The sequence below is a fragment of the Blastococcus sp. SYSU D00669 genome (genome assembly GCF_054050715.1).
The window spans coordinates 74065-100209 of record NZ_JBJGZV010000011.1; the positions used below are offsets into that span (position 1 = coordinate 74065).

Below are 26145 nucleotides of genomic sequence, written 5' to 3' on the forward strand. Positions count from 1 at the left end.
CACTGGAACCGAGATGACCGCGCCCGCCCCCGTCGGTCGAGCGGTCAGCTCACCCCTGTCATCGCACGCGGCCGGTGCAGGGGTGCGCCCCGGGCCGAAGTCGGGGCCCGCCACAATCGGACGCACGAGCCTCCTGGGGGTCTCGTGGCGACTCGAGGAGAACCCGTGCTGGACGACGCCGCGCGCATCGCCGACCACCTGCTCGCCCTGCAGCAGCAGGTCAACGACCGGATCGACGCTCTGCAGGCAGAACTGCTGCCCGACGTCCGGCACGAGCTCGGCCTGCCCGACGCCGAGCCGGCCGACATCTCCGACCTGGTCAACACCCGGATCGCCGGCCTGAGCGTCGTCGTCACGCCGGAGGCGGTCGCCCGGGTGCTGCCCCTCTCGGCCGCCTCCGCCGCCACGACGCGTGCCGGGCGCCGCGCCGTCACCGGGATCCTCGACGGCACCGACGACCGGCTGGTCGTCATCGCCGGCCCGTGCTCGATCCACGACCCCGCCGCCGCGCTGGAGTACGCGCGGTTCCTGCGCACCGTGCGCGAGCGGCACGGCGCCGACCTCGAGATCCTCATGCGCACCTACACGGAGAAGCCGCGGACCGAGGTCGACTGGAAGGGCTTCGCCTACGACCCCTACCTCGACGGCTCCAACCGGATCAGCGTCGGGCTGGTCGCCACCCGGATGCTCATGCTGGCCATCACCGCCCTCGGCGTCCCGGTCGCGGCCGAGCCGCTGAACGCCCTCACGCCGCAGTACGTCGACGGGCTGGTCACCTACAACGGCGTCGGTGCCCGCAACGTCATGGACCAGACCGCCCGCGAGCGGGTGTCCGGCTTCTCCTCCGTCGTCGGGTTCAAGAACTCACCGGAGGGCAGCGTCGACGTCGCCGTCTCCGCCGTCGTCAGCGCCCGCGCGCCGCACGAGTTCCTCGGCGTCGACCGCCACGGCATCACCGCGCAGCTGTCGACGACGGGCAACGACTCCGGCCACGTGATCCTGCGCGGCGACAAGGACGGCCCCAACTACTCGGCCGCCCACGTCTCGGCGACGAAGGCGGCGCTGGCGCGGCGTGGCCTGCCGGAGGTGGTGGTCGTCGACGCCTCGCACGGCAACAGCCGCAAGAACCACCGCCGTCAGCCCGCTGTCGTGCGGGACCTCGCCGGCCAGATCGCCGCCGGCGAGCGCGGCCTCCGCGGCGTCATGGTGGAGAGCAACCTCGTCGCCGGCCGCCAGGACCTCGACCAGCGCGACCCGTCGTCGCTGGAGTACGGCAAGAGCATCACCGACGCGTGCGTCGACCCGGCGACGACGGCCGAGCTCCTGGACGAGCTGGCCGCCGCGGTCCGCGCCCGCCGCGGGGCGTAGCCGGGAAACTCAGATCTCCCACTCGTACGACAGCTTGTGCACGCGCAGCACCACCGAGGTCTCCACCGAGGTCACCGCGCTCAGCGTGCCGAGGAACCCGGTGTGGAACTCCAGCAGGTGGTCGTGGTCGCGGAAAAACGCCTCCACCACGATCTGGGTGCGCCCGAGGATGCTGCCGACGTAGCGCACCTCCGGCCGCTCGCGCAGAGCCGACGCGACCGCCTCGACGTCGGCGAGATGGACCGACAGGTTGAGGAACGCGGAGATGCTCGCGTCGACCGCCTTCGGGCTCAGGACGGCGACGATCTCGATGAGGTTCTCGTCGAGCAGGCGGTTCACCCGGTTGCGGACCGTCGTCTCCGTGACGTTCAGCGTCCGGGCGATCTCGGTGTTCGGCACGCGGGCGTTGCGCTGCAGCAGCCGCACTATCCGCCGGTCCATGTCGTCGAGCATGTCGTCCTCTCTACCACGGGCCAGGTCTGCTGGTTCGAGGTTCGATCCTGACAGATCTTGAACAGCCACTTATCGAAGTTGTAACACGGCTCCTCTTGGCTTTTCGCCGATATCGCCCTAACTTCACTCCGAACTTCGAAGCAGGCGGCAGTCGCCGCATGCCTGTTCGAGCGGAGAGCCTCATGCGACGTCTACTCCCGGGTGCCACCCTCGTCACCCTCGTCCTGGCCACGGCTGCGTGCGGCACCTCCGCCGACGCGGACTCGGGCGGCGGCGGTGGATCGGGGGACGACCCCATCGTCATCGGCGCCGCGGTGGCCGAGTCCGGCGGCTTCGAGCTGTACGACAACGCCCAGACCTCGGGCATGCAGTACGCCATCGACGAGATCAACGAGGCCGGCGGCATCGACGGTCGCATGCTCGAGCTCGTCACGCGCGACCACAAGACCGACCCGGCCCAGGTGCAGGCGGTGACCCAGGAGCTCCTCGACGAGGGCGCGGACGTCATCGTCACCACCGTCGACTACGACTTCGGCGCGCCCGCCGCGCTGGCCGCCCAGCAGGCGGGCGTGGTCTCGATCAGCGGCGCCGGCGCGCCGGAGTTCGGCCTCCAGGGCCTGGGCCCGCTGCACTTCAACGTCTACCAGGGGACGCCGAGCGAGTCGGTCGCGCTGGCCACCTACGCGTACGAGACGGCGGGCCTGCGCAAGCCGTACCTGCTGGAGGACACCAGCATCCAGTACTCCAAGTCGCTGTGCGACGAGTTCGACGCCGCGTGGACCGCGATCGCCGGGGAGGACTCCATCGCCGGCCGGGACACCTTCGTCAACAGCGACCCGTCGATCGCCGGCCAGGTCAGCAACATCCGCGGGGCCTCGCCGGACTTCGTCGTCCTCTGCTCCTACCCGCCGGGTGGCGCGAGCGCGATCCGCCAGCTCCGCACCGCCGGGGTGGACCTCCCGGTCTACGGCGGCTCCGCCTTCGACGGCACGTTCTGGACGGAGTCGGTGCCGGACCTGAGCAACTTCTTCCACGCGGCGATGGTCTCCAGCGCCGGCGACGACACCCACGACGCCGTGAACCAGTTCCTGGCCGATGTCGAGTACGAGGGCTCGGCGAGCTACGCGCTGTTCGGCTACCTCGACATCAAGGTGATCGCCACGGGCATCGAGCGCGCGGGAACGACGGAGGGCACCGAGCTGGCCGCGGCCATCGAGAGCATCGAGGACGAGGACCTGCTGGTCGGCCCGACGACGTACACCGCCGAGTGCCACGCCCCCGTCGACCGCCCGATGGCGATCATGAACATCGAGGGCGGTCAGGCGTCGTTGGCCGAGTACGTCGAGGTCTCCGACGTGCCGCGCACGGCCTGCTGACCGGCGGCTCCCCGCCCGTCCGCAGAACCAGGAAGCAGGAAGGAGGCCGCCGGTGCCCTCGCCGAGCGGTTCCCCTGTCCCGACCCGGGCCGCCGCCACCGCGGCGGCGCGGCTCGAGACCCGTCAGGTGCACCTCCGCTTCGAGGGCGTCCACGCCCACGACCACCTCGACGTCTCGCTCGAGGAGGGCGAGATCGTCGGCCTGATCGGCCCCAACGGCGCCGGCAAGACGACGCTGGTCAACACCCTCAGCGGCTTCCAGCGCCCGACCGAGGGCACCGTCCTGCTCGACGGGCGGGACGTCACCCGGTGGCCCGCGCACCGGCGGGGGCGGGCCGGCGTGCTCCGCACCTTCCAGGGCGTCCGGCTGTTCCGGGGCCTGTCGGTGCTGGAGAACGTGGAGGCGGCCGTGTACGCGAGCGGCGGGTCGCGGGGCACGGCCGCCGCCACGGCGACCGAGGTGCTCGAGCTCGTCGGTCTCGCCGACCGCGCGGAGCAGGGCGCCGACTCCCTGTCCTACGGCCAGGAGCGGCGGCTGGGGATCGCCCGGGCGCTGGCCGGCCGGCCGCGGCTGCTCCTGCTCGACGAGCCGGCCGCCGGTCTGAACGAGCAGGAGAGCGACGAGCTGCTCGCCGTGCTCAGCGGCATCAGGGAGACCTACGGATGCGGCCTGATGGTGATCGAGCACGACATGCGGCTGATCATGCGGCTCTGCGACCGGCTGCACGTCCTCGACTACGGCCGGACGCTGGCCGCCGGTTCCCCGGCCGACGTGGCCCGCGACCCGCGGGTGCTCGACGCCTACCTCGGCTCCAGGCGGGAGGACCGGCGTGCTGCGCGTTGAGGGCCTGGCGGTCACCTACGGGCGCATCCGTGCGGTGCGCGACGTCTCGCTCGAGGTCCGGGCCGGGGAGGTGGTCGGGCTGCTGGGTCCCAACGGGGCCGGCAAGACCACGACGATGGCCGCGATCGCCGGGCGCAAGGCCCCGGCCGCCGGCGTCCTGACCCTGGACGGCGACCCGCTGGGCGGGCGCCCCGAGCAGATCGTCCGCCGCGGGGTCGCCCTCGTCCCCGAGGGGCGGCACATCTTCGGCACGCTCACCGTGGCGGAGAACCTCGCCGTCGGCGCGACCAGCCGCGGGGACCGCGACGCGGTGGCGGCCGACGTCGAGCGCGGGCTCGACCGGTTCCCGGTGCTGCGGCGCTACTACCGCGCGCAGGCGGGGAAGCTCTCCGGCGGCGAGCAGCAGCAGCTCGCGATCGCCCGCGCGCTGGTGAGCCGGCCCCGCCTGCTGCTGCTCGACGAGCCGTCGCTGGGGCTCTCGCCGCAGCTGGTCGACCTCGTGTTCGACACGATCGAGCAGCTGCGCGCCGACGGGCTGACCGTGCTGCTGGTCGAGCAGAACGCCAACCGCACGCTGGAGATCGCCGACCGGTGCTACGTGATGCGCGGCGGGGTCGTCGCCGCGCACGCCCCGCGGGGCCAGCTGCAGGCCGACCAGCTCGCCGACATCTACCTGGGAGTGGGGGAGTCCGTGTGACCGCCGTCGTCCAGTTCGTCGTCGACGCCCTGACGGCGGGCAGCTTCTACGCGCTCTTCGCCCTCGGCATCGCGCTGATCTTCGGGATCATGCAGCTGGTCAACTTCGCCCATGGCGAGCTGATCATGGTGGGCGGGTACACCCTGTTCCTCACCCACACCTGGCCCTGGCCGGTCGCGGTGGCGACCACCGTGGCGGTCGTCGTGCTCGGCGCGCTGCTCATGGAGCGGATCGCGTTCCGCCCGGTGCGCGGCGCCAACCCGGCCACCTTGCTCATCACCTCGTTCGCGCTGAGCTTCCTGCTGCAGAACGTGGCCCAGATGATCTTCACGACCCTGCCGAAGTCGGCCGACGTCGTCCCGGTCTTCAACCGGTCCACCGAGGTCGGCGGCATCACCGTCAGCTGGCTGTCGGTCGTCACCATCGTGACGACGGCGGTCCTGCTCGTCGCGCTGGCCCTGTTCATGAACCGGACGTCGATCGGCGTGCAGATGCGCGCCGCGGCCGAGGACTTCGAGATGGCCCGCCTGTGCGGCGTCCGGAGCAACCGGGTGATCGCGACCGCCTTCGGCATCGGCGGCCTGCTCGCCGGGGTGGGCGCGGTGCTGCTGGTCGGCCAGACCGGCGGGGTGTCCATCGGCATCGGCCTGACGCCGGTCCTGTTCGGCTTCACCGCGGCCGCGGTCGGTGGCCTCGGCAGCCTGCCCGGAGCGGTGGTCGGCGGGTACCTGCTCGGCGCCGGCACCAGCCTGCTGCAGCAGGTGCTGCCGTACCAGCTCGCCGGCTACCGCGACGCCTTCCTCTTCCTGGGGGTCTTCGTGCTCATGGCGTTCCGTCCGGGTGGCCTGTTCCGCGTGGCCGCCCTGTCCCCGAGGGTGTGACATGGCCGAGACGGCTTCCCGACTGCGGCCCCACCTCCGGACGGCGGGGACGGCCGTGGTGCTCTGCGGCCTGGTGGCCGTCGTCACCGTGCTGGGCTCCCTGGGCGGTCCGCGCCTGGAGCGGACGACCGGGACGGCGCTCGTCATGCTGGTCCTCGTCGTCGGCCTGAAGGTGTTCATCGGCGACTCGGGGGTCTTCTCCTTCGGGCACACCGCCTTCATGGGCGTCGGCGCCTACACGACCGCCATCGTCTCCATGGCCCCGGTGCAGCAGTCCTTCCAGCTGCCGGACCTGCCGGCGTGGCTGGCCGACGTCCAGCTCACCGGGGTGCCGGCGGCGCTGGTCTCGGGCCTGGTGGCCACCGTCGTCGCGGGCGTGATCAGCCTGCCGCTGATGCGGCTGTCGGGCCTCACGGCCAGCCTCGCGACGGTGGCGGTCCTGATCGCCTTCTACTCGGTGTTCCGCAACGCCGAGACCTTCACCCGGGGCAGCGCCGGGCTGATCCTCGGCGTGCGGCCGCCGCCGGTCGGCGAGCTGCTGGTGTGGGCCTGCCTGGCGATCGTCGGCGCGCTGGTCCTGCGGCACTCCAGGATCGGGCTGCGCCTCGCGGCCTCGCGCGAGGACGAGGTGGCCGCCCGGGCGCTCGGCATCCGGGTCTGGTGGGAGCGCGGGCTCGCCTTCACGGCCAGCGCCTTCGTCGTGGGGGTCGCGGGCTCCCTGTTCGCGCAGTACTTCGGCTCGCTGAACCCGAACTCCTTCTACCTGACGATCGCGTTCACGGCGATCGCCATGCTCGTGGTGGGCGGCCTGACCAGCGTCTCCGGTGCCGTCGTCGGCACGCTGGTGGTCAGCGCGGTGCTGGAGCTGCTCCGCCGCGTCGAGGGCGGCGTGACGATCGGGGGCTGGGAGGTCCCCTCGCGCCCCGGCATGACGGAGGTCGGGCTGGCCCTGCTGCTGCTCGTGGTCCTCCTCCTGCGCCCGTCGGGTCTCACCCGCGGGCGGGAGCTCGATCCGCTGCGGCTGCTGTCCCGCGCGCGCCGCCGCCGGCTGCCGCCTCCGCAGCCGGCCGACGACCTCCCGGCCACCACCGACGCGGCGCCGATCCCGGACGCCTCCCTGCGCTGAGCACGGTCCCCACGGCACGACCGGCCGGCGTCGCCCGGTCCCGACGAACGGAGAAGCAGATGCGTGTGCTGTACGTGGCCCCCATGACCTACGGGTCCAACGCCGGGGTCGACGCGCTCGGCCACGGGCTGGAGAGCCGGCTGGCGGAGAACGGCATCGAGACCCGGGTCATCTGGGCCGACTTCCGCGACCCCGCCTGGCCGGGGTCGAGCGACGAGGCGGTCCGCGCGGGCGCCGACGCGGGCGTCGACGCGATCATCGTCTGGGTCATCGACGACCACCACCCGGCCGAGGGGTCCGCGTACGCGCGCAGCAAGGGCGTGCCGGTGATCAGCCTGGAGCGACCGCGGTTCCCGGTCGACGCCTCCGTCGTCTACCCGAACTTCAACCACGGCGTCTACATGGCCGAGCACCTGGCCACCCTGGTGCCGCCGGGAGCCCGGACCGCCATCGTCGGCGGCCCCGACGTCGTGGACGACATCGAGCTGATGCTCGGTCTCGTCCACGGCGTGAGGTCCGTGGGGCTGACCCTCGTCAACGACCCGGAGGACCCGCGCTACAAGAACGTCAGCGACGTCGCCGAGGGCGGCAAGGAGAAGACGGCGAACATCCTCGCCGACTTCCCGGAGCTGGACGCGCTCATCCCGTACAACGACGAGACGATGCTCGGCGCCGTCGAGGCGCTGCGCGAGGCCGGCCGTCTCGGCGAGGTCACCATGGTCTCCCGCAACGGCACCCCCAAGGCCGTCGAGCTGATCCGGCAGGGCATCCACCACGGCACCTGGGACCTCGACATCCCCGGGATCGGGCAGACCGTCGGCGACCTCGTCGTCCGCCACCTGGTGCAGGGCGTGCCGTTCGACGGCGACTGCGTGGCCAGCCCGATCGGTCGCATGATCACGCCGGAGCGGGCGGCGACGTGGGTGCCGTGGGAGCAGCGGATCGCCTACAACCAGCTGCGCGAGGGGCTCGACGGGTGACCCGCTGGTCCACCGCGGCCTGGCCCGAGCTCGAGGGCTGGGCCGGGCGCCCCGCCGGCGCCGCGGAGGTCGGGCTGGTGCCGGTCGGCGCGGTCGAGCAGCACGGCCCGCACCTGCCCACCGGCACCGACACCCTCGTCGCCGAGGGGGTCTGCGAGGCGGCCGCGACGCTCAGCGGGGCCGTCGTCCTCCCGCCGATCCCGGTCGGCTGCAGCTACGGCCACGGCACCGTGCTCCCGGGCACGCTCTCGCTGAGCCCGGAGCTGCTGGCCGCGGTGGCCCGCTCGTACGCGGAGTGGGCGGCGTACTCGGGCCTGACCCGGCTGCTGTTCGTCAACGCGCACTTCGGCAACGCGGCGGCCCTCGGGACGGCGACCGACCACCTCCGCCTGTTCCGGCCCGACCTGCGCACCGGCGTCGTCGACTGGTGGTCGATCACGCCCGAGGTGCTCGCCGAGGTCACCGCCGACGGTGCCGACATCCACGCCAACCGCGCGGAGACGTCGCTGGTCCTGGCGATCGACCCCTCTCTCGTGCACCTCGACCGGGCGGTCGACGCCGACGACGAGGACCGGACCGGCGACCTCGTGTTCCGGTACACGGCGCCGTCCCTGTCCCGCAACGGCGTCACCGGGCGCCCGTCGGAGGCCACCCCCGAGCTCGGCCGGCGCCTGCTCGACGAGGTCGCCGCGGCGCTGGCCCGCCTCGTCGAGCGGGGGCGCACCGAGGAACCGCCGCTCGGGCCCACCGCGCCTCCCTCGCTCCACCGCTGACCCTGCACCGACCGACGACACACGAGGAGACCGACCAAGTGGACACCGTGCACGACATGGAGGACGCCCACCGGGCGTTGGCCGCGGAGCTGGCCGGGCAGGGGGTCGAGTTCGCCATGGGCGGCTGGACCGACGTGCACGGCCGCAGCAAGTCGAAGATGGTCCCGATCGACCACCTGCCCAATCTGCTGGCGGGCTCCGAGCGGTACACCCCGCGGGGCATCAGCGGGCTGGGCGAGATGACCCCGAACGAGGACGAGTCGGTGGCGATGCCGGACCTCGCCACCCTGCGGGTGCTGCCGTGGGACCGGCGCTTCGCCTGGATGGCCGCAGACCTGATGTTCGCCGGGACCGAGCCGTTCGTGCACTGCCCCCGCTCCATCCTCAAGCGGCAGGTGGCCCGGGCCGAGAGCGAGGGGTTCACCTTCAACCTCGGCATCGAGACGGAGTTCTACGCCTTCCGGCCGGAGTCGCTGGAGCGGCCCGACGGCTACCTGGTGCCCCCGGCCCGCAGCGGGCAGATGATGCCCACGCCGGCCTACGACGTGGAGAGCACCCTCGACGCCATGCCGTTCCTCGGGCGCATGGTCGAGGCGATGCAGACCACCGACTTCGGGGTCTACAGCTTCGACCACGAGGGCGGCAACGGGCAGTTCGAGTTCGACTTCGCCTACGCCCCGGCCCTGCAGATGGCCGACCGGATCACGTTCTTCCGGTTCATGGCCCACCAGATCGCCAAGGAGTGCGGGCTGCTGGCCACGTTCATGCCCAAGCCCTACACCGAGGCCTGGGGCTCCGGTCACCACTACAACATGAGCCTGGCCAGCACGGCGACCGGCGAGAACCTGATGCGCGACGCCGGCGACCCCCGGGGGCTCGGCTGGAGCAAGGTGGCCTACGGGTTCACCGCCGGCGTGATGAAGCACGCCGCCGCGCTCGCCGCGATCACCACGCCGACCGTGAACTCCTACAAGCGGCTCAACCCGCGGCTGTCCGACGGCTCGGCCTCGTGGGCGCCGGTCTTCTCCGCGTACGGCACCCAGAACCGCTCGTGCATGCTGCGGCTGCCGGCCAACCGGCCGGCCCTCGAGAACCGGGTGGTCGACTCGTCGGCCAACACCTACCTCGCGGCGGCCTTCCTCCTCGCCGCCGGCCTGGAGGGCGTGCTCTCGGGGATGGACCCGGGTGACCCGGTCGACGCCGCCCTGACCGACGACCGCCGGCACGACGGGACCAACTCGGTGCGGCTGCCCCGGACCCTGCTGGAGGCCGTCGAGGCCTTCGAGCGGGACCCCCTCGTGCACGAGGTCTTCCCCGGCGGCTTCGTCGACGACTACGTGTCGATGAAGTACGCGGAGTGGGACCAGTTCCACGCCCAGGTGACCCCCTGGGAGCGCGAGCGCTACCTGCTCGCCCTCTGAGGGCGGCCGTCGCCGCCGGCGGGGCGGCTCAGCCGGCGGTGACGGCGGCCAGGACGGCGGGGTAGGCGTCGCGGGCCAGCTGCCGCAGCTCGTCGTCGGTGCGGTCCTGGATCGGGTGCGGCACGAGGACGTGCGGCACCGCCAGGCCGAGCGCCGCCGACTGCGCCACGGCGGCGTCGGCGAACTCGGACGAGGCGAGGAAGACCCCCACCACGCCCCGGTCCTCGAGGTCGGCGATGTCGTGCACACTGCACGACGTGCAGGAGCCCTAGTCGGCCAGCGCCTCGATGACCACCTCGCAGCGGGTGGCGATCTCGTGCCGCAGGTCGACCGGCGCCGGCCGGGCGAAGGTGGGCTTGCGGTAGCGGACGGTGCGCACGCCGTCGGCGGCCAGCAGCCGTTCCAGCTCGTCGAGGACGACGTCGCCGCGGCTCTTGGAGATGTCGAGCAGCCCGACGGTGCGGCCGTCGAGCGTCGGAGGCCGCGGGTTCACCTGCCGCGCCGCCGGCCGGCGCTCGGAGGTCGGGTCGATCAGGACGCGGGCCACGTGGCCTCCTCGATCGGGACGGTGACGGGGGTGCTGCCGGTCGGGCCGCTGGCCCAGCCGCCGATGACCGCCGAGAACATGCCGGCCGGCCCGCCCGCGTAGGCGAACAGCAGCCCGCCGGGCCGGAACTTCGGCAGCGGCCGGTCGTCGAGCCCCGGCGGCATCCCCTCGGCGATGCCGAGGGCGCCGCGGCGCAGCTCCTCCGGCTGCAGCACCAGCAGCGGCTCCAGTTCGGCGAGCAGCCGGGCGCGGTCCCAGCCGGCCTCCCGGAACACCCGGCCGTGCTCGGGGCTGACCACGACGAGCGCGTCCATGCCCAGCGCCGCCTTCGGGTGCCCGACGGTGCGCAGCACCAGCGCGTACGTGCGGGCCAGCGACTCCGGCGTGCGGCTGGCCTGGTCGACGACGGGGATCAGCCCGGAGCCGGCGAACACGGTGACGGCCGAGCCCGGCACGCCGCGCGAGGCCGCGAGCGGGTCGAACGGCGACAGCCCGTCCTCGGCCTCGGCGAAGCAGAAGGTGAACTTGCCGGGCGTGCCCAGCGTGGCCCGGTCGACCTCGCCGGGCCGGCCGCCGCCGACGTTGCGCACGACCAGCTGCAGCGCCCGGCCGATCGTGGCGCCGGCCCGGTTGCCCTGGCCGAGGGCGTTGATGCCGGAGTTCATCCGCAGCCGCCGGGTCACCGGCCCGTTGACCACCAGCACCGGCCCGGCGAAGTACGTCGTGGCCAGGACGCCGTGCAGCGCGAACTCGTCGCGGCAGGCGGCCTCGACGGCGCCGAGCACCACGGGCAGGTGCTCGGGCAGGCACCCGGCGAGGACGGCGTTGACCGCCACCTTCTCCACCGTGCACTCGACGAGGTCGGGCGGGACGACGGCGACCACCTCGTCCGGCGCGCGGTGCGTGCCGGCCAGCATGCGCAGCACCCGCTCCTCCGTGGGTGGGACGGTGGGCAGCCCGTCGGTCCAGCCGCGGTCGTACATCGCCTCGACGTCGTCCTCGAGGTCGGCGAGCTCGACCCGGCGGGAGGCCAGCACCCGGCCGCCGTACCGGCGCGCGAGCTCGTCCTCGCGCTCGACGCTGAGCGAGCCGCAGCCGGGTCGGTGCTCGGGCAGGCCGTCGCCGAGTCCGGCCACCCCGGAGAGGGCCTCCCACTGCGCGCGCGACCAGCCGACGACGCGGTCGGTCTCGCGGCCGCCCGACACCCGCAGCAGCGTCGGCACGGTCTCGATGCCCAGCCGCCAGCTGGTCTCGAGCTGCCGGTCGTCGACCACGGGCAGGCCGGCGGGGAAGGCGGGATCGTCCTGGCTGACCACGGTCAGCGGGACGGCGCCGGCCAGGTCGCGCAGCACCGGCTCGACCAGCGCGCAGGTGGGGCAGTCGCGCTTGACGACCGCCACCAGGCCGTCGGGCACCGTCGCCACCGTGCCAGTGTGACAGCTACGTCAACGGGTGGCCCGCGCTCCCAGCGCGTCCAGCGAGCGGTACATGCCGACGGTGACCGCCCCCAGCGCGAAGAAGCCCTCGTCGTCGGCGACCTCGGAGGTGCGCAGCAGCGTCGTCAGCCGCTGCAGCGCCGTCCCGGCGGACTCGATCGCCGCCGGACGGGCGTCGCCGGTGGGGGCGCAGACCACGTCGGCCAGCCCGTCGAGCGCGTCGGCCAGGACCCATCCCGTGCCGCCGTCCACCCGGTCCAGCCCCCGGTGGTGCGGCTGGAACTCGACGACGAGCGTGGTCAGGTCGTCGACGAGGACGGCGACCCGGTCCAGCGCCCGGGACTGGTCCCGGATGCCGGCCGCGGTCCCGCCCCAGCGCCGCGCGCGGGGATTGGCCCGGCGCGCCCGCTCCACCACCGCCTCGGCGGAGCGCATCCCCTCCAGCGCCACCTCGAGGTCCCGGCCGCGGCGCACCCACTCGTCGGGCGACGGCACCTCACCGCGCCGGAGGGCGGCGGCGATGTCGCGCAGGTGCCGGGCCAGCAGCGCGCGGGTGGCGGCGATGCGGCGCACGGCGGTGGTGAGCTGCAGCGGCGGGAACAGCAGCGTGGTCACCAGGACACCGATGGCCGCGCCCAGCAGCGTCAGCCCGGCGTAGGCCAGGGCGTAGCGGGCCGGGTCGGCCGCCGTCCCCACGGTCAGCATGAGGACGGCGGCGAAGCTGACCCAGCTGGCGTGCTCCTGCAGCGCGCGCCACTGCTCGACGGCGATCGCCAGCCCCACGATCAGCGCGATGGTCAGCGCGTCCGGGACCGGCTCGGTCACCTCGTGCACGACCACGGCGAGGGAGAAGCCGAGCAGGATCGCCACGACCGTGCGCCACGCCGCGGCGGCGGAGTCGGCGACCGTGGGGTGCACCGCGATGACCGCGCCCAGCGGCGCGTAGTAGGCGTACGAGGACAGCGGCGCCGGCAGCAGGGTCGCCACCTGCCACGCCAGCGCCGCCGCGACCGCCGCCCGCACCCCCCGCTGGACCCAGGGCTCGCGCAGGAGCTCCCGGAGGTCGCTCACCCGGGCCGGCGCACCGGGTCCGCCGGGGCCGGGTCCGCGGGTACCGCGGCGACTACGTTCCCCTCGAACTGCACCGCCCGACCGTCCCCGCCGGAGGCCTCGACCACGAGCACGAAGTCGTCGCCGTGCCGGGTGAGCCCCTCGACCACGGCCTGCTCGACGGCCTCGGTGGCCACCGTGCGGCGCAGCACCGCGGGGTCCGACCGCAGGTCCTTGGCGAGGGAGACGGCCAGTCCCACCATGACGACGGCGAACGGCAGCGCCGCGATGATCGTCAGGTTCTGCAGCCCGGTGAGCGCCTCGTCGCCGCCCACCAGCAGCATCACCGCCGCCACCGCGCCCATCACGACGCCCCAGAACACGACGGTCCGGCGGCGCGGCGCGAGGGTGCCGCCCTCGGACAGCGAGCCCATGACGATCGAGGCCGCGTCGGCGCCGGAGACGAAGAAGATGGCCACCAGCACGACGACGAGCACCGTCAGCACGGTGGCGAGCGGGTACCCGGCCAGCACCCCGAACAGCTGCCCCTCCGGGGTGGCCTGCCCCGCGACGTCGGCGCCGTCCCGCTGGGCGGCGATGCCGGCCCCGCCGAAGACGGCGAACCACAGCAGGCTGACCACGCTGGGCACGAGCAGGACGCCGGTGACGAACTGCCGGATCGTGCGGCCGCGGCTGATCCGGGCGATGAAGAGGCCGACGAACGGCGTCCAGGAGATCCACCACGCCCAGTAGAAGACGGTCCAGCCGCGCAGCCACTCGGCCGTCGCGTCGCCACCGCTGGCCTCGGTGCGGGCGGCCATCTGGGCGACGTCGGCGAAGTAGCCGCCGACGGCGCCGGGCAGCAGGTTGAGGATCAGCACCGTGGGCCCGGCCACGAACACGAACACGGCCAGGACGACGGCGAGCACCATGTTGGTGTTGGACAACCACTGGATGCCCTTGGCGATCCCCGAGACCGCCGAGGCGACGAACGCGGCGGTCAGCACGGCGATGACCGCGACCAGGACGGCGTTGCCGACGTCCCCGGCCCAGCCCAGGATCTCCATGCCGCTGCCGATCTGCAGCGCGCCCAGGCCCAGCGAGGCCGCGGAGCCGAAGAGCGTGGCGAAGATGGCGAGGACGTCGACGACCTTGCCGGCCGGGCCCTCGGTGCGGCGCCGCCCGAACAGCGGCTCGAAGGCCGCGCTGAACAGCTGCTTGCGGCCGCGGCGGAACGTGCCGTACGCGATGGCCAGGCCCACCACGGCGTAGATCGCCCACGGGTGGAGCGTCCAGTGGAACAGCGTCGTCGCCATGGCGGTCTGCAACGCCTCCGGCGTCTCCGCGGCGACCGTCCGCGGCGGGGGCGCGACGTAGTGGGCCAGCGGCTCGGCGACGCCGTAGAACATCAGACCGATGCCCATCCCGGCGCTGAACATCATCGCCACCCACGACACCGTCCGGAACTCCGGCGCCTCGCCGTCGCGGCCGAGCGGGATGCGCCCGTACCGGCTGGCCGCCAGCCACAGCACGTACACGACGAACGCGGAGGCCAGGGTCACGAACAGCCAGCCGAGGTTCTCCTCGATCCAGGTCAGGGCCGTGCCGCTCGCCGAGCCGAGGCCGGCGGGGCTGAGGAACCCCCAGGCGACGAACGAGAGGGCGAGGACGGCGGCGACGGCGAAGACCACGCGGTCGAGCGCGCCCTTCCCGTCGGCCACGGCGGGTGGCGGCTCGGCGATCGCCGGGTGCTGGTCGGTGTCGGCGTCGAGCACCGGCTCGGGGCCGGGCCGGCTGGGTGGGGCGGTGGGGGTCGTCGTCACAGGCGGGTGCGGCGCCCCCGCGGGGGCGCTCCTCCGTTCGGTCGTCCAGGGGACCAGGCCCTCGGGTGAGGGCGGTCCGGCTCCCGGGCGCGCGCCCCGGTCCACTGCGGACAGGGTCGGACGACACGAGATCGTCCGCAATTCGGGGCACGGCTCGGCTGCGGGAGCTGCTGCCCGCGTGGCGGAGCGGGGTGCACCCGCTCCTGCCCCCGGATCGGTTCCCCGGTGCGGGGCGGCCGAACCACTCCGGCAGCGGCCCGGGCGGTGCTCCCTCCGGGTGATCCGACCGGCTGCAGCTCCTGGAGGTGCCGGAACGGCGACGTACGCTGTCGCTCCGTCCGCCGCATCCCGGAGCCCGACCGTGACCACCGCCCCGCACCCCCGCCCCGCCGAGCCGGTCGAGCAGGCGCAGGGACCGGTCGGCGACGCCTTGGCCGGGGCGGCCTTCGAGGAGTCGCCGGTCGCCCTCGCCGTCACCGACGGCACGGGCAACTGGGTCCGGGTCAACCGCATGCTCTGCCTGCTGCTCGGCTACTCCGCCGAGCAGCTGCTCGGCACCAGCTACCGCGCGCTCACCCTGCCCGAGGACCTCGCCCTCGACGACGCCGCCACCCGGTCGCTGGTCGCAGAGGGCCGGGGGCAGCCGGTGGAGAAGCGACTGCGGCACGCCGACGGCCGGTTGCTGTGGGTGCGGGTCACCGCCCACCTGCTGCGCGACTCGCACGGCCTGCCGTGGGGCGCGGTCGCGGCGATCGAGGACATCGACGCCCGGCGGCTGCGCGACGCGGAGCTCTCCCGCCTGGCCCTGCACGACCCGCTCACCGGCGTCCGCAACCGGGCGCTGCTCGACGACGACATCGACGCGGCGCTGCGCGCGCGGGACCGGGACGGCGGCGTCGTCGCCGTCTGCTACCTCGACGTCGACGACTTCAAGGACGTCAACGACCAGCACGGGCACGAGGCCGGTGACCTGCTGCTGGTCGTGCTCGCCAGCCGGCTGCGCGAGGTCCGGCGCGAGGCCGACACGGTCGCCCGGCTCGGCGGCGACGAGTTCGCCCTCGTGGCCCACCTGCCCGACGAGGCGGCCGCGCAGCGGCTGCGCGACCGGCTGGAGGCCGTCTGCGCCGAGCCCCTGTCGCTCACCGACCTGACCGTGCCGCTGCGCGTCAGCGTCGGGATGACCGTCGTCGACGCGCCCGGGCGCACCGCCGCCGCGGTGCTGGCCGCCGCCGACGCCGCGATGTACGAGCGCAAGCGGCGGCGCCGCCGCGGGTAGCGGCTCACCAGGAGCCGCCGCCCCCTCCGCCGGAGCCGCCGCCGACGCTCCCACCGCCGCTCCCGCCGCCGGACGACGACGGCGCCGTGCTCGCCGCCGAGCAGCCGGAGACGAACGTCGGCCCCAGCGTGGTGAGGTGGAGGACGTCGGGGCCGGCCCCGGTGCGGGCGCCGACGAGCGACGCCAGCTGCTTCCACCGGTCGGAGACGCCCAGCGCCACCGCCCAGGCGGTGTAGCGGCCCAGCTCGTCGCCCACCTCGTCGACCGCCGTGCCGGATCCCGAGGCGAGGAACAGCCGCAGCGACTCCGTGCGCAGCCAGGCCGTCGCGCCCTGCGGCGTGAGCACCCGCAGCTCCCAGCCGCGCACGGCGGTGGACAGCCCGACGCCGGCGAGCACGCCGCCGACCGCGGTGAGCAGCAGGCCGCGGTCCGCCGCGTGCGCGGCCACCGCGGCGCCCCACCAGGTGATCCCGATGCCGGCCAGCCCGGCCAGGGAGGCGGTCCAGCGGGTCCACCTGGCGCGGCGCTCGGCCCGGACGTCGACGAGTCCCGAGGTGCGCCGCCAGGTGCGCAGGTCGCGGGCGAGGGCCTTCCAGAACGCGGCGAAGTCCTGGTCGTAGGTGCCCAGCGTCAGCCGCCGCCGGCCGCGGAAGGCCAGGTCGAGCAGCGGCGCGCGCGGGCCGTCGTCGCGCAGGCGCACCAGCACCGACGTCCTCTCCGTCGTCCCGGGCCGGATGTCGAGGTCGCCGTCGACGGCCGCCTCCACCAGCCAGGCCGCCTGGTGCCGGCCGAAGACGTACCCGTCCCGCAGCACGCCGCCCTGCGCGGGGCCCAGCCCCTCGGGCAGCGCGGACGAGGGGCCGGCGTGCGCCGCCAGCTCGTCGAGGTCGATCCGCGCCTGTTCGCCGGGGCCGGCGAGGGACGGGATGCCGACGGTGGGGACGTGCTCCCGGCCGGCCCGCCGGAGCAGCCACGCCACCACCAGCCCGCACAGCAGGACGATCCCGGTGAAGAGCGCTGCGGGGGCGAGCACGCCGGTGCCGTCGGGCTCGACCACCGCCGGTGCCCCGGGCAGGGCGGCCGCCCCGGTCAGCGCGGCGCCGGGGACCGCCGAGACCGTGACCCCCTCGCCGACGTCGAGGTCGGCGGCCTCCGCGACGAGGTGCCCGGGTGCCTCCTCGCGCAGCGGGCACGGGTCGGTGGAGGCGTACCGCCCGGCCACGCACACGCCGTCCGTCAGCTCGGTCGCGGCCACCACGTGCACCTCGGCCTCGACGATCGGCACGTCCCAGTCGCTGCCGACCGCGTCCCACGCGAGCTCCCCCTCCGGGGAGACCACGTCCTCGAGCGTGTACTCGACGACGTACCGGTGCTGGCCGGAGACCGTCTCGAACGGGTCGCCGATCTGCAGGTAGGCGCCGTAGGTGGTGCGCAGCTCGAACTCGTCGGGCGCGGTGGGGGAGGAGACCTCCACCGGGTCCTCCTCGCGCAGGTCGGGGATCGACCGGTAGATGCCGTGACGGTCGTTCGCCCCGAAGTCGTAGTCGACGACCTCGACCACCCGGGCGCTGCCGTCGGCGGCCACGACCGCGCCCACCCAGAGCCGGGCGACGCGCTCCCCGGACGCGACCCGGGTGGCCAGCAGCGTCGCCAGCGCCACCAGGCCGAGCAGCACGACCAGGACGACGGCATCGATCCGCCGGCGCCGCCGGTTGCCCGTGAGCCCACCCGTGCCCGCCATGCCCCACCTCCGCGGGATCTTCTACCGGACCGGCGTCACACCATGGGGTTCCCGGCGCGCGCCGCCCGTGCGGGTCCGTGATCATGACCGGGTGATCACGATCGGGCGACGCGCCGTTGCGAGCCGCTCGCGGGCTCGTTGACCCCGGCGTGAGCACCCTGCGCCGCGCCGACGCCCTGGCCTCGTGGGCGCCGAGCGGCCGCGGCGCCGTGCCGCTGATCGTCCTGCTGGTCAACGTCGCCAACCTGGTCGGCGTCGGCACGGTGGTCCTGCTGCTGGTCGGCGTCTCCGGCGGGGACTCCGGCGACGGCCGGGCCGCCGTCCTGTGGACCGCGCTGGCGTACACGGTGCTCGCCCTGCCGGTCGGGACGCTGGTGGGGCTGCGCCGCCAGCGGGTCACCAACGCCTGGCTGACGGCCGGCCGGGAGCCCACTCCGGGGGAGGCGGCGCACGCGCTGCGGCTGCCGGTCGACACCGCCGTGGTCGCTGCGGTCACCTGGCTGGTGGCGGCGGTGCTCATCGGCGTCGTCTCGGCCGTCGCCTTCCCCGACGCCCGGGTCGGCATCCGCACCGGGGTGGCCACCGCGCTCGGCGGCGTCGTCACCGCCGGTGTCACCTACCTGCTCGTCGCGCGGGCCGCGCGGGCGGTGACCGCGCGGGCGCTGGCGGCGCACCCCCCGGCCGGCCGGCTCACCCTCGGTGTCCGCCCGCGCCTGCTGCTCACCTGGGCGCTGACCAGCGGGGTGCCCCTGCTCGGCCTCGTGCTGCTGTTCCTCGACCCCAGCAACCCCGACGGGCCGGGGCGCACCGCCGTCGTCTTCCTCTCCGTCGTCGCCGTCCTGGTGGGTGCGCTCGCCACGCTGCTGACCGCGCGCTACGTCGGCCAGCCGCTGCGCGACCTGCGCCGGGCGGTGCAGCGGGTGGGCGGTGGCGACTACACCGCCAGCGTGGTCGTCGACGACGCCGGCGAGATCGGCCTGCTGCAGGAGGGGGTCAACAGCATGGCCGCCGGGCTGGCCGAGCGGGAGCGGCTGCGCGACCTGTTCGGCCGGCACGTGGGGACGACGGTGGCGCAGCGGGCGCTGGACGCGGGGGTGGAGCTCGGCGGCGAGGTGCGCACGGTCGCGGCGCTGTTCGTCGACATCGTCGGCTCGACCTCGCTGGTCCGCCGCACCGGCCCCGAGCGCATGGTCGGGCTGCTCAACCGCTTCTTCGAGGTGGTCGTCGAGACCGTCGAGGCCGAGGGCGGGCTGGTGAACAAGTTCGAGGGCGACGCGGCGCTGTGCGTCTTCGGCGCGCCCACCGAGCACCCCGACCCGGCGGGTGCGGCGCTGCGCGCGGCGCGGCGGATCTGCGACGGGGTGCAGGCGGCCGGCGAGGTCGACATCGGCGTCGGCGTGGCCTGCGGCCAGGCGTGGGCCGGTCAGGTGGGGGCGGCGAGCCGGCTGGAGTACACGGTCATCGGCGACCCGGTCAACGAGGCGGCGCGGCTGACCGAGCTGGCCAAGGAGGACGCCGGCCGGGTGGTGGCCAGCGAGCCCACGGTGCTCGCCGCCGCGCCGGGCGAGCGCGAGCACTGGGTCCGCGACGGCGAGGTCGAGCTGCGCGGGCGCGGCGAGGCGACCGGCACCTGGGTGTTGGGGAGGCCCCGTCCCGGGTCCCGCCCCGAGCTTGCGAGGGGTGGGTAGGACGGGGTCCTTTCTCAGGCGGCGGACTGCGGGCCGTGCGCCTTGACCACGACGAGGACGTCGCCGGTCTCGAGGTTGCCGATCAGCGGGTCGTCGAAGCGGAACGTCTGCGAGCCGCGGGTGACGGTGAGGACGACGTCGCGCAGCTGCCGCGGGTCCAGCCCGACCTCGCCGGACTTGACCTGCCGCTGGTTGAGGTCGAGGCCGTGGCCGGAGGTGAGCAGGTCCTCGACCACCGAGACCACGCGCGGGGCCGCGGTTGACAGCCCCATCAACCGTCCGGAGGTGGCCGAGGTGGTGATGACCGTGTCGGCGCCGGACTGTCTGAGGAGCTGGGCGTTCTCCTCCTCCCGGACGCTGGTGGTGATCGGCACGCCGGGGTTGAGCTGGCGCACCGTGAGCGTGATGAGCACGGCGGCGTCGTCGCGGTTGGCGGCCACGATCACCGACCGCGCCTTCTCCACCGCCGCCCGCCGCAGCACCTCGGTGCGGCCGGCGTCGCCGACGATGCCGGTGAGCCCGCTGGCCGTGGCCTCCTCGACCGCGGCGGGATTCGGGTCGACGACGACGATCTGCTCCGGCGGCGTCCCGGTGGCCTGCAGCGAGCGGATCGCGCTGCGCCCCTTGGTGCCGTACCCGCACACGACGACGTGCTGGCGCACGCGTGACCTCCAGCGACGGATGCGGAACTCCTCCTGCGAGCGCGCGGTGAGCGCCTCGAGGGTCGTCCCGATGAGGATGAGCAGGAAGGCGATCCGCAGGGGCGTGATCACCAGGATGTTGACCAGGCGGGCGCCCGGTGTGATCGGCGTGATGTCGCCGTAGCCGGTCGTCGAGAGCGTGACCGTGGCGTAGTACAGCGAGTCGAGCAGGGACAGGCCGACGGCGTCGCCGTCGCGGTAGCCGTCCCGGTCGAGGTAGATGATCGCGACGGTGACCGCGAGGACGACGACCGCCAGGACCACGCGCCGTCCCACCTGGCGCAGCGGCGACTCCTCGACGTGCGCCAGGTGCACCCCGGTGTGGGGGTCGTCCCGGCGCTCGGCCGTCCGCTTGCCCATGAACACGGGCGGGACGATAACCGTTCAGCGGTCCGGGTTCGCGGTGGACGCCGGACCGCCGAGTCCCGCGTCACGCGCACGGGCGACGGCCGCGGCCCGGTCGGGGACCTGCAGCTTCACCAGGACGGCGGAGACGTGGTTGCGCACCGTCTTCTCCGACAGCACCAGCCGCCGGGCGATCTCCCCGTTCCGCAGGCCCGCCGCGAGCAGCTCCAGCACCTCGCGCTCCCGCTCGGTGAGCTGCGGGAACGCCGTCACCCGGTAGTCGGCGGCGACCCCGGTGTAGAAGTCGACGATCCGCCGGGCGACGGCCGCGCCGTAGACCGCGTCACCGCGGGCGACGGTGAGCACGGCGCGGACGATCTCCTCCTGGTCCGCCCCCTTCAGCAGGTAGCCGCGGGCCCCGGCGCGCAGGGCGGCGAACAGCGAGGCGTCGTCCTCGTGCATGGTGAGCACCAGGACCCCGGTCCCCGGGGCGAGCCGGGCCAGCTCGGCGATCGCCGCGGTGCCCGACAGCCGGGGCATCGACAGGTCGGTGAGCACGACGTCCGGGGCGTGCCGGGCGACCACGGCGAGCAGCTCCTGCCCGTCCGCGGCCTCACCGACGACGTCCACCTCGGGGGCGGCGTCCAGGACCGCGCGCAGGCCGAAGCGGTACATCGGGTGGTCGTCGGCGACGACGACCCGCACCGCCGTCACGGCGTGCCCACCGGCAGGGCCGCCACCACGCGGGTGCCCTCGGGACCGCTGGTGACGGTGAGGTCCCCGCCGACGGCGCGGGCCCGCGTCCGCATCGACGCCAGCCCGACCCCGTCGGGGCGCCCGCCGTTCCCGGAGATGCCGGCCCCGTCGTCGCACACCGTCAGCTCCAGCCGGCCGCCGCGGGCCCGCAGGCCGACCTCGGCGCGGCCCGCGCCCGAGTGGCGCGCGACGTTGGTCAGCGCCTCCTGGGCGATGCGCAGCGCAGCGGTCTCCACGTCCGGCGGCAGGGGCGGCAGCTCACCGGCGGAGACCCGCACCGGTACCGAGGCCGACACGGCCTGCGCGTGGCGCTCGATGGCCGGGACCAGCCCGACGTCGTCGAGCGCCGCGGGGCGCAGCCCGTCGATGATGCGGCGCACCTCGCCGACCGCCGAGTCGACCTCCTCGCGCAGCCGCGCCAGCAGGGGGGAGGCGGCCTGCTGTCCCTGCAGCGCCTGCACGCCGAGGCTGATCCCGGCCAGCGACGGACCCAGCCCGTCGTGCAGGTCCCGGCGGATGCGGTCGCGCTCGGCGTGCGTCGCGGTCAGCACCCGGTCGCGCTCGCGCTCGAGGGAGTCGGCCAGTTCCAGCGCCCGGACGACGGCCGCGACCTGCGGCGCCAGCACCGCGAGCAGCCGCTCGTCGCCCGCGGTGAACGCCTCGCCGCTGCCCCGGCGCGCGACGGCGAGGGTGCCGACCGCGCGGCCGCCGACGCGCAGCGGCAGCCGGACCGCGTCGTCGGGCACGAGGTCGCCGGTCGCCGCCGTCGTCCGGCCGGCGGGGTCCGTCACCGCGGCACCGGGCGCATGCAGCGCCGTCGTGACGGTCTCCAGGACCGCGGGCAGCAGGTCGGCCTCCTCGACGTCGGCCACCCGGTCGCCCAGCCGGGCCACCGCGGCCACCGGGTCCCGTCGTTCGCCGTAGACGAGGCGGTCGGCCGCCACCTGCAGCCGCGACCGCGCCGGGCTCAGCGCCACCGCCACCAGGGCCGCGGCCACGGCACCGGGGACCGGCGAGAGCGTGCGGCCGAGGGCAGCGGCGGCGACCGCCGCGAGCGCCAGCCACGCCAGCAGGACGGCGCCGGTGAGCACGCCGTAGACCAGCGTCCGGGTGACCACGATGCCGAGCAGCCGGTAGCGCACCACCCCGACGGCGAGGGCGACCGGGACCAGCACCGCGCTCAACCCGAACAGCCACTCGGGGGCCGGCACGAGGAAGATCACCACGAGCAGCGGCAGGACCACGCACACCAACCAGGCCAGCTGCTGCCGCTCCGGCGGCCGGGCCCGGGCGAGCCGCACGCCGGCGCCGATCCAGATCGCCGCCGCGCCGCCGGCCAGCGCCGCCGCCCCGACGACGGCCACGGCGGTCGTGGGCCACCAGGAGGGGAGCGTGAGCGGGGGCGGACCGGAGGACACGAAGTCGTCGTAGGCGGCCGGGTCGAAGCTGGCCAGGACCGTGAGCACCGCCAGGCCGGCGCCGGCCGCCCACGCCGGCCAGCGGGTCCAGCGCGAGGTCAGCCGGCCGGTCGGGTAGAGGGCGACGAGGACGGTGGCCGGCAGCAGCAGCGAGGGGATCCAGAGCATCGAGCCGGCCTGCGCGGCGTACCGCGCCAGCGGCCACTGCGGATCGGCGACGTCCACGCCGTAGCCGCCGTACGCGCCCAGCCCGACGCTGCCGGCCTGCAGCAGCCCGCTGGCGACCACGACCCAGCCGACCGCGTTGCCCGGCCGGGCCGCGACGACCCCCGCCCCCACGGCCGCGGTGAGCACCGCCCACACCCCGCCGACGACGGAGTGCGGTGCCCCGGGGACGTGCGCGTTCACCCACACGGCGAGCCCCAGCGCCGCGACGCAGAGCGCGGTGGCCGCGACGGCGGCGGCGGTCCCGGACCTGCGGAGGCGCACGGCGACAGTCTGCGGCCGCGGACGTCCCGGGTGGCCCTCCTCGTGTCCCGGATCGACCGGGAAACCGTCCCGGCCGGGTGCCTGCTCCCGGCTCAGGCGGGGGGACGCCCGGGATCGGGACGGTGAGCCCGGCCGGGAACACCGGCCGATCCCCGTCCGAGGAGGCCCACCATGACCGTCGACTCCGTCACCCGGCGCCCCACCCGCCTGCGCCCCGACCCGTTCGTCGCCGGCGGCGCCGTCGCCGGCCTGGCCTTCGGCCTCGTCGGCCAGTACGTCGGCACCCCGTGGAAGACCGCCGGTGGCTGGGAGGTCGGCTTCCACGACGACGGTGGCTGGGCCGCCTTGGCCGCCCTGGTCGGCTTCGTGGTCGTCGGCGCGCTCGCCACCACGGCCTTCACCGCCGCAGCCCGCGGTCGCGAGCCGGGGCGGACCGCCCGCCGCGCGCTCGGGCTCGCCGTCGTGGCGGTGCTCAGCCTGGTCGTCTTCTGGACGGCGCTGCCCGCCGTCCTGGCCGCCGGCGCCCTGGGGCTCGCCGTCGACGCCCGGTCCCGCCGGGGCGGCACCCCGCCCGCCGCGGCGGTCGCCGTCGCGCTCGCCGTCCTCACCGTCCTGTCCGCCGGCTGGCTCGCCGTCACCGGCTGACCGCACCGACCCCCTCAGGAGACCGCCATGTCCCGCTCCCGCCGCACCGTCCTCGCCCTGGCCGCCGTCGTCGCCGGCGCCACCGTGCTCGGCACCGTGCCCGCCGCCGCCGACCAGACCCTGCGCCTCACCACCATCGCCTCGGGCAACACCGACCTCGACCTCGCCCCCGGGGAGCCGGGGCCCGGCGACGTGCAGGTGTTCCACGACGAGGTCCGCCAGCGCGACGGCCGCCGCGCGGGCACCGCGGAGGGCGCGTGCACGATCACCAGCTTCTCGGAGACCAGCCTGTCGGCGTACTGCTCCGCCACCGTGCTCTTCGACAACGGCTCGTCGCTGACCCTGCAGGGCGGCTTCGACGAGGACCCGTCGGTGGGCCCGACCGAGTTCCGCTGGGCGGTCACCGGCGGCACCGGTCGCTACCGCGCCGCGAGCGGTGAGGCGACCGGCACCTTCCGGGACGACCAGGTCGACGGGTTCGACGCCGTCGACCTCGAGATCCGGCTCCGCTGACCTACTGCACTCCCGAGCTCGCCGCCCGCTCGCGGGCGGCGAGCTCGCGCTTGAGCACCTTGCCGGCCGCCGAGACGGGGATCGCGTCGATGAACACGACGTCGCGCAACCGCTTGTAGGGCACCACCCGCTCGTTGACCGCGGCCATCACCGACTCGGCGGTCAAGCCCGCGCCGGCGTCGTCGGCCTTGCGGACGACGTAGGCGACCGGCAGCTCCCCGGCCTCCTCGTCGGGGCGCCCGACCACCGCCGCACCGGCCACCCCCGGCAGCCCGAACAGGATCTCCTCGAGCTCGCGCGGGAACACGTTGTAGCCCTTGTAGAGCAGCATGTCCTTGGTCCGGTCGACGATCGACAGGTAGCCGTCCTCGTCGAGGATCCCCACGTCGCCGGAGTGGAACCAGCCGTCGGCGTCGATCGCCTCGGCCGTCGCCTCCGGGCGGTGGGCGTAGCCGCGCATCACCTGCGGGCCGCGGATGCACACCTCACCGCGCTCGCCGGGCGGCAGCGGGGCGCCGCCGCCGAGCGGCTGGATCGAGATCTCGGTGTCGAAGATCGGCACGCCCACGGTGCCGGCCTTGCGGGTGCCGGACACGAACGACGGGTTGCCGGTGGCCATCATGGTCACCTCGGTGAGTCCGTAGCCCTCGCCGATGACCGCGTCCGGCAGCAGCGCCTCGAGCTTCTCGATCAGCGGCACCGGCAGCGGCGCGGCGCCGCTCGAGATGCCGCGCACGCTGGACAGGTCGACGGTCTCGATGCCCGGCACCTGCAGCAGCGCCACGAACACCGGCGGCGCCCCGCCGATGCTGGTGACCCGGTGCTTCACCGCGTCGGCGACGTAGGCGGCCGGGTCGAAGCGCATGTGGACCACGACCGTGGTCCCGGCCAGCACCATGCCGTTGAGGTAGCCGATCGCGCCCATCGCGTGGAACCAGGGCGTGAGGTTGACCAGCACCGCCGTCCCGAGCCGGGTGGGGAACTCCTCGGCGCTGCCCACCTGCCGCAGCGTCACGTCGCCCTCGTCGTCGAGGGCGGGCAGCAAGCCGGACGTCCAGCAGGCCGCCTGCAGCACGTTGGTGACGACGTTGCGGTGCGGCAGCTCGACGCCCTTGCTCACGCCGGTGGTGCCGCCGGTGTAGGCCAGGTGGGCGAGGTCGGCGGCGACGTCGACGCCGGCGTCGAGGTGCCGGTCGGCGGGGTCGGCGGCCAGCAGGTCGGCCAGGTCGACGTCGGTGTCGGTCAGCCCGGGCAGACGGGCGGCGAAGTCGAGGATGTGCGCCTCGCCGGTGACCACGACGGTCTCGACCGGGGTCGCGGCGAGGGCCTCGCGGACGAACGGGAGCACCTGGTCCCAGGTGACGACGACCGTCGCGCCGGCGTCGGTGAGCTGCGCGGCCAGGTCGGGGGCGGGCAGCAGCGGGTTGGTGGGGGAGAAGGTGGCCCCGGCCAGCAGGATCCCGTAGTAGACGGCCGGGTACTGGCGGCAGTTCGGGATGTGGACGGCGACGACGTCCCCGCGGCCGACGCCGTGGTCGGCGAGCCAGTTCGCCACCGCGTGCGCCCGCTGCCCCAGCTCGGTGAACGTCAGCGGGACGTCGTGGTCGACGAACGCCGTCCGGTCGCCCCACCGCCGCACGGCGCCGCGCAGGATCGACCCGACCGGCACCTGCGGGTAGTCCAGGGTGCGGGGCAGCCCGGGCGGCCAGCTGGCGGCGGTGGCGGGGGCGGGCTGCGTGGCGGTCATGCTGGTCCTCTCCGATACGGGCGGGTACCGGCACGTTAGCGTGACGCAGGT

At 74.8% G+C, this 26145-nt stretch carries 22 protein-coding genes and 1 pseudogene; 13 read left to right on the forward strand and 10 right to left on the reverse strand.

Translation table 11 applies throughout. The features are described 5' to 3' along the window. Nucleotides 1–165: 165 nt before the first annotated feature. Nucleotides 166–1368 carry a 3-deoxy-7-phosphoheptulonate synthase gene (locus ACI8AF_RS10160; protein ID WP_456539574.1) on the forward strand — a complete coding sequence of 401 codons (1203 nt, stop codon included), beginning with the start codon at nt 166–168 and terminating at the stop codon, nt 1366–1368. A 9-nt stretch (nt 1369–1377) separates the two neighbouring features. On the opposite strand, the gene ACI8AF_RS10165 is transcribed toward ACI8AF_RS10160, so the two are convergent. Beyond that, on the reverse strand, nt 1378–1821 hold the full coding sequence (locus tag ACI8AF_RS10165) for an Lrp/AsnC family transcriptional regulator (RefSeq protein WP_456539575.1): 444 nt from the start codon (nt 1819–1821) through the stop codon (nt 1378–1380). 182 nt (nt 1822–2003) lie between these two features. Here ACI8AF_RS10165 and ACI8AF_RS10170 point away from each other — a divergent pair, with 182 nt between their 5' ends. The 8 genes from ACI8AF_RS10170 to ACI8AF_RS10205 are packed head-to-tail and all read left to right on the forward strand — an operon-like array spanning nt 2004 to nt 9919. After that, nucleotides 2004–3197 (forward strand): ABC transporter substrate-binding protein, encoded by a 1194-nt coding sequence (locus tag ACI8AF_RS10170; protein ID WP_456539576.1) that lies wholly within the window; start codon nt 2004–2006, stop codon nt 3195–3197. A gap of 52 nt (nt 3198–3249) precedes the next feature. Beyond that, entirely contained in the window at nt 3250–4041 is a 792-nt protein-coding gene (locus ACI8AF_RS10175) for an ABC transporter ATP-binding protein (RefSeq protein WP_456539577.1), read from the forward strand. Further along, nucleotides 4028–4738 (forward strand): ABC transporter ATP-binding protein, encoded by a 711-nt coding sequence (locus ACI8AF_RS10180; protein WP_456539578.1) that lies wholly within the window; start codon nt 4028–4030, stop codon nt 4736–4738. The genes ACI8AF_RS10175 and ACI8AF_RS10180 overlap by 14 nt, the downstream gene beginning before the upstream one ends. Then, entirely contained in the window at nt 4735–5619 is an 885-nt protein-coding gene (locus ACI8AF_RS10185) for a branched-chain amino acid ABC transporter permease (protein WP_456539579.1), read from the forward strand. The genes ACI8AF_RS10180 and ACI8AF_RS10185 overlap by 4 nt, the downstream gene beginning before the upstream one ends. A 1-nt stretch (nt 5620) precedes the next feature. Next, entirely contained in the window at nt 5621–6745 is a 1125-nt protein-coding gene (locus ACI8AF_RS10190; protein ID WP_456539580.1) for a branched-chain amino acid ABC transporter permease, read from the forward strand. 59 nt (nt 6746–6804) lie between these two features. Then, nucleotides 6805–7725, forward strand: a complete 921-nt coding sequence (locus tag ACI8AF_RS10195; RefSeq protein ID WP_456539581.1) for a sugar ABC transporter substrate-binding protein — start codon at nt 6805–6807, stop codon at nt 7723–7725. After that, nucleotides 7722–8498: a creatininase family protein gene (locus ACI8AF_RS10200; protein ID WP_456539582.1), complete on the forward strand. Its 777-nt coding sequence runs from the start codon at nt 7722–7724 to the stop codon at nt 8496–8498. Before ACI8AF_RS10195 ends, ACI8AF_RS10200 begins: the two co-directional genes overlap by 4 nt. 38 nt (nt 8499–8536) lie before the next feature. After that, the gene (locus ACI8AF_RS10205; protein ID WP_456539583.1) at nt 8537–9919 is read left to right on the forward strand and encodes a hypothetical protein; all 1383 of its coding nucleotides are present in this window, start codon (nt 8537–8539) and stop codon (nt 9917–9919) included. Nucleotides 9920–9947: 28 nt separating this feature from the next. On the opposite strand, the pseudogene ACI8AF_RS10210 reads toward ACI8AF_RS10205, so the two are convergent. The 4 genes and pseudogenes from ACI8AF_RS10210 to ACI8AF_RS10225 form a co-directional block, all read right to left on the reverse strand. Further along, nucleotides 9948–10466 (reverse strand): annotated as a pseudogene (locus ACI8AF_RS10210) (UGSC family (seleno)protein). After that, nucleotides 10451–11890 (reverse strand): thioredoxin family protein, encoded by a 1440-nt coding sequence (locus tag ACI8AF_RS10215; protein WP_456539584.1) that lies wholly within the window; start codon nt 11888–11890, stop codon nt 10451–10453. The pseudogene ACI8AF_RS10210 and the gene ACI8AF_RS10215 overlap by 16 nt, the downstream one beginning before the upstream one ends. 21 nt (nt 11891–11911) lie before the next feature. Further along, nucleotides 11912–12973, reverse strand: a complete 1062-nt coding sequence (locus ACI8AF_RS10220; RefSeq protein WP_456539585.1) for an FUSC family protein — start codon at nt 12971–12973, stop codon at nt 11912–11914. Next, the gene (locus ACI8AF_RS10225) at nt 12970–14775 is read right to left on the reverse strand and encodes a BCCT family transporter (protein WP_456539586.1); all 1806 of its coding nucleotides are present in this window, start codon (nt 14773–14775) and stop codon (nt 12970–12972) included. Before ACI8AF_RS10225 ends, ACI8AF_RS10220 begins: the two co-directional genes overlap by 4 nt. A 361-nt stretch (nt 14776–15136) precedes the next feature. Between ACI8AF_RS10225 and ACI8AF_RS10230 the strand changes: the two genes are divergently transcribed. Then, a complete protein-coding gene (locus ACI8AF_RS10230) occupies nt 15137–16051 on the forward strand; it encodes a diguanylate cyclase domain-containing protein (protein WP_456539587.1) in 915 nt (304 codons plus the stop codon). A gap of 4 nt (nt 16052–16055) precedes the next feature. Here the strand turns inward: ACI8AF_RS10230 and ACI8AF_RS10235 are convergent, their stop codons facing one another. Next, nucleotides 16056–17792, reverse strand: coding sequence for a DUF2207 domain-containing protein (locus ACI8AF_RS10235; protein WP_456539588.1), 1737 nt, complete (start codon nt 17790–17792; stop codon nt 16056–16058). Nucleotides 17793–17941: 149 nt separating this feature from the next. On the opposite strand from ACI8AF_RS10235, the gene ACI8AF_RS10240 reads away from it, so the two are divergent. Further along, complete coding sequence (locus tag ACI8AF_RS10240; protein WP_456539589.1) at nt 17942–19480, forward strand: adenylate/guanylate cyclase domain-containing protein; 1539 nt, start codon at nt 17942–17944, stop codon at nt 19478–19480. 14 nt (nt 19481–19494) lie between these two features. Here ACI8AF_RS10240 and ACI8AF_RS10245 read toward each other — a convergent pair whose 3' ends face one another. From ACI8AF_RS10245 to ACI8AF_RS10255, 3 genes are read right to left on the reverse strand one after another with little or no spacing between them, the layout of a single operon-like run. After that, nucleotides 19495–20541, reverse strand: a complete 1047-nt coding sequence (locus ACI8AF_RS10245; RefSeq protein ID WP_456539633.1) for a potassium channel family protein — start codon at nt 20539–20541, stop codon at nt 19495–19497. Nucleotides 20542–20565: 24 nt separating this feature from the next. After that, on the reverse strand, nt 20566–21240 hold the full coding sequence (locus ACI8AF_RS10250; RefSeq protein ID WP_456539590.1) for a response regulator: 675 nt from the start codon (nt 21238–21240) through the stop codon (nt 20566–20568). After that, nucleotides 21237–23189 carry a histidine kinase gene (locus tag ACI8AF_RS10255; RefSeq protein ID WP_456539591.1) on the reverse strand — a complete coding sequence of 651 codons (1953 nt, stop codon included), beginning with the start codon at nt 23187–23189 and terminating at the stop codon, nt 21237–21239. The genes ACI8AF_RS10250 and ACI8AF_RS10255 overlap by 4 nt, the downstream gene beginning before the upstream one ends. Before the next feature lie 171 nt (nt 23190–23360). On the opposite strand from ACI8AF_RS10255, the gene ACI8AF_RS10260 reads away from it, so the two are divergent. Both ACI8AF_RS10260 and ACI8AF_RS10265 read left to right on the forward strand, forming a co-directional pair. Beyond that, the gene (locus tag ACI8AF_RS10260; RefSeq protein ID WP_456539592.1) at nt 23361–23834 is read left to right on the forward strand and encodes a hypothetical protein; all 474 of its coding nucleotides are present in this window, start codon (nt 23361–23363) and stop codon (nt 23832–23834) included. 27 nt (nt 23835–23861) lie between these two features. Beyond that, nucleotides 23862–24347, forward strand: a complete 486-nt coding sequence (locus ACI8AF_RS10265) for a dirigent protein (protein ID WP_456539593.1) — start codon at nt 23862–23864, stop codon at nt 24345–24347. Between the two features lies 1 nt (nt 24348). On the opposite strand, the gene ACI8AF_RS10270 is transcribed toward ACI8AF_RS10265, so the two are convergent. After that, complete coding sequence (locus ACI8AF_RS10270; protein WP_456539594.1) at nt 24349–26094, reverse strand: class I adenylate-forming enzyme family protein; 1746 nt, start codon at nt 26092–26094, stop codon at nt 24349–24351. Nucleotides 26095–26145 lie beyond the last annotated feature (51 nt).

What these genes read in the sequence shown, in the direction of transcription:
- ACI8AF_RS10165 (WP_456539575.1), bottom strand. Translation starts at nt 1,821, where the DNA reads ATGCTCGACGACATGGACCGGCGGATAGTGCGGCTGCTGCAGCGCAAC.
- ACI8AF_RS10170 (WP_456539576.1), top strand. Translation starts at nt 2,004, where the DNA reads ATGCGACGTCTACTCCCGGGTGCCACCCTCGTCACCCTCGTCCTGGCC.
- ACI8AF_RS10190 (WP_456539580.1), top strand. Translation starts at nt 5,621, where the DNA reads ATGGCCGAGACGGCTTCCCGACTGCGGCCCCACCTCCGGACGGCGGGG.
- ACI8AF_RS10195 (WP_456539581.1), top strand. Translation starts at nt 6,805, where the DNA reads ATGCGTGTGCTGTACGTGGCCCCCATGACCTACGGGTCCAACGCCGGG.
- ACI8AF_RS10235 (WP_456539588.1), bottom strand. Translation starts at nt 17,792, where the DNA reads ATGGCGGGCACGGGTGGGCTCACGGGCAACCGGCGGCGCCGGCGGATC.
- ACI8AF_RS10245 (WP_456539633.1), bottom strand. Translation starts at nt 20,541, where the DNA reads ATGGGCAAGCGGACGGCCGAGCGCCGGGACGACCCCCACACCGGGGTG.
- ACI8AF_RS10260 (WP_456539592.1), top strand. Translation starts at nt 23,361, where the DNA reads ATGACCGTCGACTCCGTCACCCGGCGCCCCACCCGCCTGCGCCCCGAC.
- ACI8AF_RS10265 (WP_456539593.1), top strand. Translation starts at nt 23,862, where the DNA reads ATGTCCCGCTCCCGCCGCACCGTCCTCGCCCTGGCCGCCGTCGTCGCC.
- ACI8AF_RS10270 (WP_456539594.1), bottom strand. Translation starts at nt 26,094, where the DNA reads ATGACCGCCACGCAGCCCGCCCCCGCCACCGCCGCCAGCTGGCCGCCC.